The 6,079-nt window shown below is 44.6% G+C and carries 6 protein-coding genes and 1 pseudogene; 3 read left to right on the top strand and 4 right to left on the bottom strand.

Going from position 1 to position 6,079, the window contains the following annotated elements; genetic code table 11:
• The 4 genes and pseudogenes from ACTHUM_RS10325 to ACTHUM_RS10310 form a co-directional block, all read right to left on the bottom strand.
• Positions 1-296: pseudogene (locus ACTHUM_RS10325) on the bottom strand (hypothetical protein); the annotation flags it as partial.
• A gap of 68 nt (positions 297-364) precedes the next feature.
• On the bottom strand, positions 365-637 hold the full coding sequence (locus ACTHUM_RS10320; protein WP_049322785.1) for a BolA family protein: 273 nt from the start codon (positions 635-637) through the stop codon (positions 365-367).
• Positions 634-924 (bottom strand): YciI family protein, encoded by a 291-nt coding sequence (locus ACTHUM_RS10315; protein WP_004519663.1) that lies wholly within the window; start codon positions 922-924, stop codon positions 634-636. Before ACTHUM_RS10315 ends, ACTHUM_RS10320 begins: the two co-directional genes overlap by 4 nt.
• Positions 924-1,457 carry a septation protein A gene (locus ACTHUM_RS10310; protein ID WP_049336720.1) on the bottom strand — a complete coding sequence of 178 codons (534 nt, stop codon included), beginning with the start codon at positions 1,455-1,457 and terminating at the stop codon, positions 924-926. The genes ACTHUM_RS10315 and ACTHUM_RS10310 overlap by 1 nt, the downstream gene beginning before the upstream one ends.
• A 353-nt stretch (positions 1,458-1,810) precedes the next feature.
• Here ACTHUM_RS10310 and ACTHUM_RS10305 point away from each other — a divergent pair, with 353 nt between their 5' ends.
• From ACTHUM_RS10305 to ACTHUM_RS10295, 3 genes are all read left to right on the top strand, one after another.
• Complete coding sequence (locus ACTHUM_RS10305; protein ID WP_004519665.1) at positions 1,811-3,799, top strand: FimV/HubP family polar landmark protein; 1,989 nt, start codon at positions 1,811-1,813, stop codon at positions 3,797-3,799.
• Between the two features lie 227 nt (positions 3,800-4,026).
• Complete coding sequence (gene truA / locus ACTHUM_RS10300; RefSeq protein WP_004519666.1) at positions 4,027-4,872, top strand: tRNA pseudouridine(38-40) synthase TruA; 846 nt, start codon at positions 4,027-4,029, stop codon at positions 4,870-4,872.
• A 314-nt stretch (positions 4,873-5,186) separates the two neighbouring features.
• A partial coding sequence (locus ACTHUM_RS10295; protein ID WP_440402847.1) for a porin occupies positions 5,187-6,079 on the top strand: 893 nt, incomplete at its 3' end.

Here is a 6,079-nt window from a genome sequence, read left to right as displayed (position 1 = left end):
TTGGCGGCATCGGCACGCGCTTGCTCCAATGCAGTTTTGAATTCAGCGCTTTGATCCAGTTTTAATTTTTTAGCTTCTTGGGTAACAACAGTGCTGATAACTTGGCGTTCAGTCAGCATTTGACGCAATTCAGGAGTGTCTTGAACGTTCGGGTTGCTGGCGCGTACGGAAGCAACTTGGTCATCGATAACGCTGCTGTCGATGGCTTGACCGTTGACGGTCACCAAAGTTTGGGCAAACAGGGTGCCGGTAGTCAGGGCAAGCATCAAGGCTGAAGCAAAGTAGGTTTTTTTCATCGTATTTCTCTTTTAAATAATGATTGGAAATAAATTAATGATTAGAAATCAAAGTTTAAGTAGTAATCTTAATGGAAGTATTCGTCCGGCGTGGCCGCTTTGATACTGAGTGCATGAATCAGGCCGTCTGAAAACAAGTCTTGCAAAAGCTGCTTAATCATACGTTGCCGCTGGAGGCGACCGATATTTTCAAATGCGTTGCTGACCACCAATATCGCATAATGCCCGCCGCCTTTATTGCCGGCATGGCCGGCGTGCAGATGGCTCTCATCTTCAAAATCGAAGAACTCAGGCTCAAGTGCCTGCAGGCGTTCCTCGATAATTTGACGCATATTGCTCATTTGAACACGGCTTTAAAGGGTTTAATCAATACTTCTGCGTATACGCCGGCATCGACGTAAGGGTCTTGTTCAGCCCATTCTTGTGCTGCGTCCAAAGATTCAAATTGAGCCACAATCAGGCTGCCGGAAACGCGTTCCGGATTGTCTGGTAGAGGATTGGGGCCGGCAGTCAGCAGACGGCCTTGCGCTTTCAATTCTTCCAAGCGTGCCAAATGAGCAGGGCGGGCTGCCATGCGTGCTTCGTGGACATCTTCGGCATCAGTGGCCAAAAGCATGAAATATTCCATTATTGATCCTCCTTAGGCTGGAAACGCATCAGATACATGCCCTGTGCGATAGAAAAAATGATTGTGAAACCCAATGTGCCGAACAATTTGTAATTGACCCATTGGTCTGGAAAATACGTAAAGACAAAGAGATTGGCAGCCCCCATAAAAATCAGGAAGCCAATCCATGCATAAGTCAGGCGCGTCCATACAAAATCAGGAAGCTGCATTTCTTTACCCATCACGGCTTTTAGCCCGTTTTTACCGGCAAGATGGCTAAACAGCATGACGATTGCGCCGATCCAAAACAGAACGGTCGGTTTCCACATGATAAAGCGGTTGTCTTTCAGCAGAATCGTTGCACCGCCAAAAAAGACAATCAAAATCAGACTGACCCATTGCATGGTGTCCAGTTTGCGGTGTTTCCAAAAGGTCAGCGCAGCTTGGGCAATACCGACTATAACCGCAACAGCCGTTGCGGCAATCATGTCTTTGGTGATGATGTATGTGATGAAAAATAAGAATACGGCGAATAAGTCGCTCAAAACCTTCATATATTAATGATGAAACTAATTGAGTAAATGCTAATCATACAGGGAGATGTGTTTTTTTGCACCTTTCCCCATGACTTTAATACCACATATATCCATATGAGATATTTGTTTTGGGTTGGCGAAATTTGTAAAAAAGAAACACAAGCATGCAAAAGTAATAGATTTACCAAGGAATTTCAGGCTGAATAGCCTGTATTGCTTGGCAGAAATGGGTTAAAAATATATCATGACGTAATATCTAGTAAATATATGGTTAAATGCGCGCACATTGGTTAGTACCATAATTTCCGAACAGGGGATCAGTTTTGAAAAAACATCACAATATTAAATTAATTACAGCTTCTATCGCTTTAATGACATCGCTCAGCGCTTCTGCAGGTTTGGGCGGTTTGAACGTTCAATCTCATTTGGGTGAGCCTTTTACAGGCAGTATCACTGTGACTGGCGAGGAAGCTCAGGCTCTGCTTAATGGCGGTAAGGCCACTATTTCAAATGGTAATTTGCGCGCGGCGGTACGCAAATCAGGCGATAAGGCAGTCGTTACCATTCGTTCCTCTAAAGCCATCAAAGATCCTGTTTTGGTTTTCCAAGTAGGTGTCGGCGCGCAATCGCGTGAATACACTGCTATCATCGATCCGGCCGGATACGACGCTAAAGATGCGGCATCCGTCCGCCCCCGTCAAACTGCCGAATCCCAATCCTTCGAGCCGACACGCAATGCCCAACAGCCTGCAACTAAAAACAATAAAGCAGTAGGTAATCAGGCAGCTCAAGCGCGTAAGGATGTGCAGCGTAAGGCTGAGAAAAAACAAGTTCAGACGGCCTCTGCTAAAAACGACACAGCTGCACGTTCAGGTAGACAGCATTTGGTGCGTACGGGTGAAACCCTGATTGCCATTGCGTCCAGCATCCGTCCGCAAGGTATGACCTTGGATCAAACCATTCAAGCATTGGTTAATGCCAATCCGGATGTGTTTATCGATAACAATGCCAACCGTATGTTGGCAGGTAAGGTGCTGAATATTCCAAACCGTAGCGAATTGCAACGTTTGGCTGCTTCTGCTCCTGCTAAAACTAATACGGCAACAGAAAAAGCCAATGAAACCGCTAATGCAACAGAGGCTAAAACAGAAAAACCTGTTGTTCAGCCTGAGGCTCAAACTGAAGCCCAGGTTAAAGATGCTGGCGTAAATACACAGCAACAGGAAGAAGTAAAACAAGCTTCAGCTGAACAAACAGAACAAGCAGCATCTGCAGCGGTTAATGAAAATGCCGCATCGACTGTTCCTGCATCCGATATTCAAGAAGCTATGGCTTCTTCTGATGCTCAAGAGAATGTAGTGGCTTCTGAGTCTGTTGCAACCACTGATTCTATCGCGGAGCAAACAGAGGGCGAATCAAATGGCAATTTATGGAAATGGTTATTGGCAGGCGGTGCAGCCCTTATTGCTGCTTGGTTGTTGTTAAAAGCTGCGGGTAAACGTAAAGACGAGCCTGAAGCAGCACCTGTAAGCCGTATGGATGAAGAGAAGGCTGTACAGAAAGATGTTGCTGCTTCAGCTGCTGCGGTTGCTGCAACTAAAGTAATGCCGTCTGAAAAAACTCAAGATGGCCTGCTTATCGAAGACGATTTTGAAGATGATGTGGTTATCAATGAAGTAGAAGAATCTTCCAATATCGATGATGTCAAACTTGATTTAGGTAAGATTGACAATAGTCAGGCAGGTATTCTTTCAGGTGCAGTAACGCATGATGTTGAGACAGAACAACGTCGCCATGCTGATTGGGACAATATCGAATCAACAGAAAGCGTGTACGAACCTGAACCAGAAAATCCATATCAGCCGGTATCCGTTGTTATGCCTGAACGTAAAGAAGAGCAGGCAAATACATTTGCTGAGTTTGATTTGGCGGCAGAGAAAAAAGTCTCCGAGTCAAGAAATGAAGAGCCACTCGAGTTTACGGTAGAAACCCCTGAAGCTTCAGACGGCCATGCGTTGCCATTCGAGATCAAGCAAGATCAAGACTTGCAAATTCAAGGAACCAAAGAAGAAGTAGAGAAAGAAGAAGCTGCTTCTGAGTTTGTGATTGAAGAAGGTGCATTGGAATGGGGAGCTGAAGATGTTTCAGTAGCCGCCGATAAAAGCAATAGTGAAAGAGGCTTTGTTTCAGAATCAGTTGGCATGACTGCACCGCTTGAAGCCAAATATGATTTGGCTAAGATGTATATCGAAATCGGTGATCCTGAAGCGGCTCGAGAAACATTGCAAGGGCTGATTGAGGAGGCTGAAGGCGATATTCTGCATAAAGCCCAAAAACTGATGAAAGAACTTGGCGCGTAAGTGCTAGTCAAATGAAGATGCCGTTTCAGACGGCATCTTTTTTATGGTAAATTAAAAAGCAAGATTTTATCTGAGTCTATTATTGGTTGGGTAAGATTTCAGCTTTATATGATGGTTGAAGATGAAGGCCGTCTGAAATACAAAATGGAGGCGTGTGTTAATCACGCCTTTTTAATATTTGTTACTTGAGCGTAGGCAACAATATCAATTTACAAGAAGTATAAGAAATGACTGAACAAGTAAATACAACAGGACATCTGGTGCAGCGCTGGGCTTTGACCCTCTCTTATGACGGTAGTCGTTTTTATGGTTGGCAAAAACAGGCTGGAGATTTGCCGACTGTTCAGACGGCCTTAGAGCAGGCATTAACTTCAATAGCAGGAGAGCAGATTAATACTATTGTTGCAGGAAGGACAGATACGGGTGTACATGCGACAGCTCAGGTCGTACACTTTGATACATCTGTAAGCCGTCCGGAGCAAGCGTGGGTGCGTGGAGTCAATGCGCATTTGCCTGACGGTGTGGCTGTATTGCTTGCGCAAAAAGTTGCACCTCATTTTAATGCTCGATTTGATGCTTATGGCCGGCATTACCGTTATTTGCTGGAGTCATCTCCGGTTTGTTCTCCGTTGTTGGTTGGCAGGGTGGGGTGGACACATTTGAAATTAGATTTAAATCTGATGAGGCAGGCTGCTGCTTTATTGGAGGGTGAACATGACTTCTCCAGCTTTCGTGCGGCTGAGTGCCAGGCAAAATCGCCTATAAAAACGCTATATAGGGCAAGTATTAGTGGGACTCCTCGTTATTTGTGCCTTGATTTGCATGGAAATGCATTCTTGCATCATATGGTGCGCAATATTATGGGCGCATTGGTATATGTGGGAAGTGGTAGGATTAGTGTGGATGAATTTCAGTCAATCTTTTATGCAAGAAGCAGATTGAAAGCGCCTCCGACCTTTATGTCTGACGGTCTATATTTGACAGGCGTTGATTATCCTGATGAGTTTGGGGTGGTAAGACTGCCTCTGCCTGAGTGGATGAATGTTTCGGGTAACGTTTTTCAGACGGCCTAATTGGCGGATTGTTGGTATAAAAGCAACAAAATAGCTGGATTGATGTGTAAATTAATAAAGTGTTGTAAAAATGCACAATTGGTTTTAAAAGAAATTTATCATTGATTTTAAATAATAAATTTCATTTTTTTAGGCTGTGTTTGCCTTTGCTGGGTTTCAAGGGTGGTGGGGGTGGATTGAATAAAGTTTGTTTTTTTAGAGAGGAGCAATTATAGTAACAGTCATGGAATCGCTGATTCCAGCGATAATGTAAGCCTAAGCGGATTGTCCGGTCTGCTTAAGTTATTTCTTCACAATAGAAAAGGAATACAGCAATGAAAAAATCTCTGATTGCTCTGACTTTGGCAGCTCTGCCTGTTGCAGCTATGGCTGATGTGACTCTGTACGGTCAAGTTAAAGCCGGCGTTGAAATTTCTAAAGTAAAAGTGGGTAAAGCTACTTCTAAAACTGCTACTGAGATTGCTGACTACGGTTCTCGCATCGGCTTCAAAGGCCACGAACACTTGGGTAGCAACTTGAATGCTATTTGGCAAGTTGAACAAAACACTTCTATCGCCGGTGGTGACTCTGGTTTTGCTAACCGTGAATCTTTCATTGGTTTGGAAGGTGGTTTCGGTAAAGTTCGTGCCGGTAACCTGAACACTGCTCTGAAAGACAGTAGCGACAGCTTCGACCCTTGGGAATCTGGTGCCGCTAACGCAGATGCTCTGCAACTGGGTAAAATTAAACGTGTAGATACTCGTAAAGTATCTGTACGTTACGACACTCCTGTATTTGGTGGTTTCAGTGCAAGCGTACAATACCAACCTCGCGACAATGCTAACCCTGGCGATAAATACACTCACACTGTGAAAAGCCGTGAATCTTACGATTTGGGCCTGAACTACGAAAACTCTGGCTTCTTCGGTCGCTATGCTGGTTCTTATGCTAAACGTGCTGACTTGGATGCTGGCTACTTGGATGCATTCAACGGCAACACTACTTTGGCTGCTGGTGCTTACAAAGATCACCAAGCACACCGTCTGACTGCTGGTTACGATGCTAACAACCTGATGGTTGCTGTTGTAGGTCAATACGAAGGCTTCAAAGCTGACGTAGCTGGTGCTAAGAAAAACGAACGTACTGAAGTTGGTGCAACTGCTGCTTACCGCTTCGGCAACGTAACTCCTCGTGTTTCTTACGCTCACGGCTTCAAAGCTAAAGAAGA

The organism is Neisseria sp. P0021.S006 (assembly GCF_051956895.1).
Note: the sequence above shows the minus strand (reverse complement) of the source record. Positions and strands in the feature narration are given on the sequence as shown.

Excerpts from the sequence above, each read along its gene's own strand:
- ACTHUM_RS10315 (WP_004519663.1), bottom strand. The coding sequence starts at position 924 with ATGGAATATTTCATGCTTTTGGCCACTGATGCCGAAGATGTCCACGAA.
- ACTHUM_RS10305 (WP_004519665.1), top strand. The coding sequence starts at position 1,811 with ATGACATCGCTCAGCGCTTCTGCAGGTTTGGGCGGTTTGAACGTTCAA.
- ACTHUM_RS10320 (WP_049322785.1), bottom strand. The coding sequence starts at position 637 with ATGAGCAATATGCGTCAAATTATCGAGGAACGCCTGCAGGCACTTGAG.
- truA (WP_004519666.1), top strand. The coding sequence starts at position 4,027 with ATGACTGAACAAGTAAATACAACAGGACATCTGGTGCAGCGCTGGGCT.
- ACTHUM_RS10310 (WP_049336720.1), bottom strand. The coding sequence starts at position 1,457 with ATGAAGGTTTTGAGCGACTTATTCGCCGTATTCTTATTTTTCATCACA.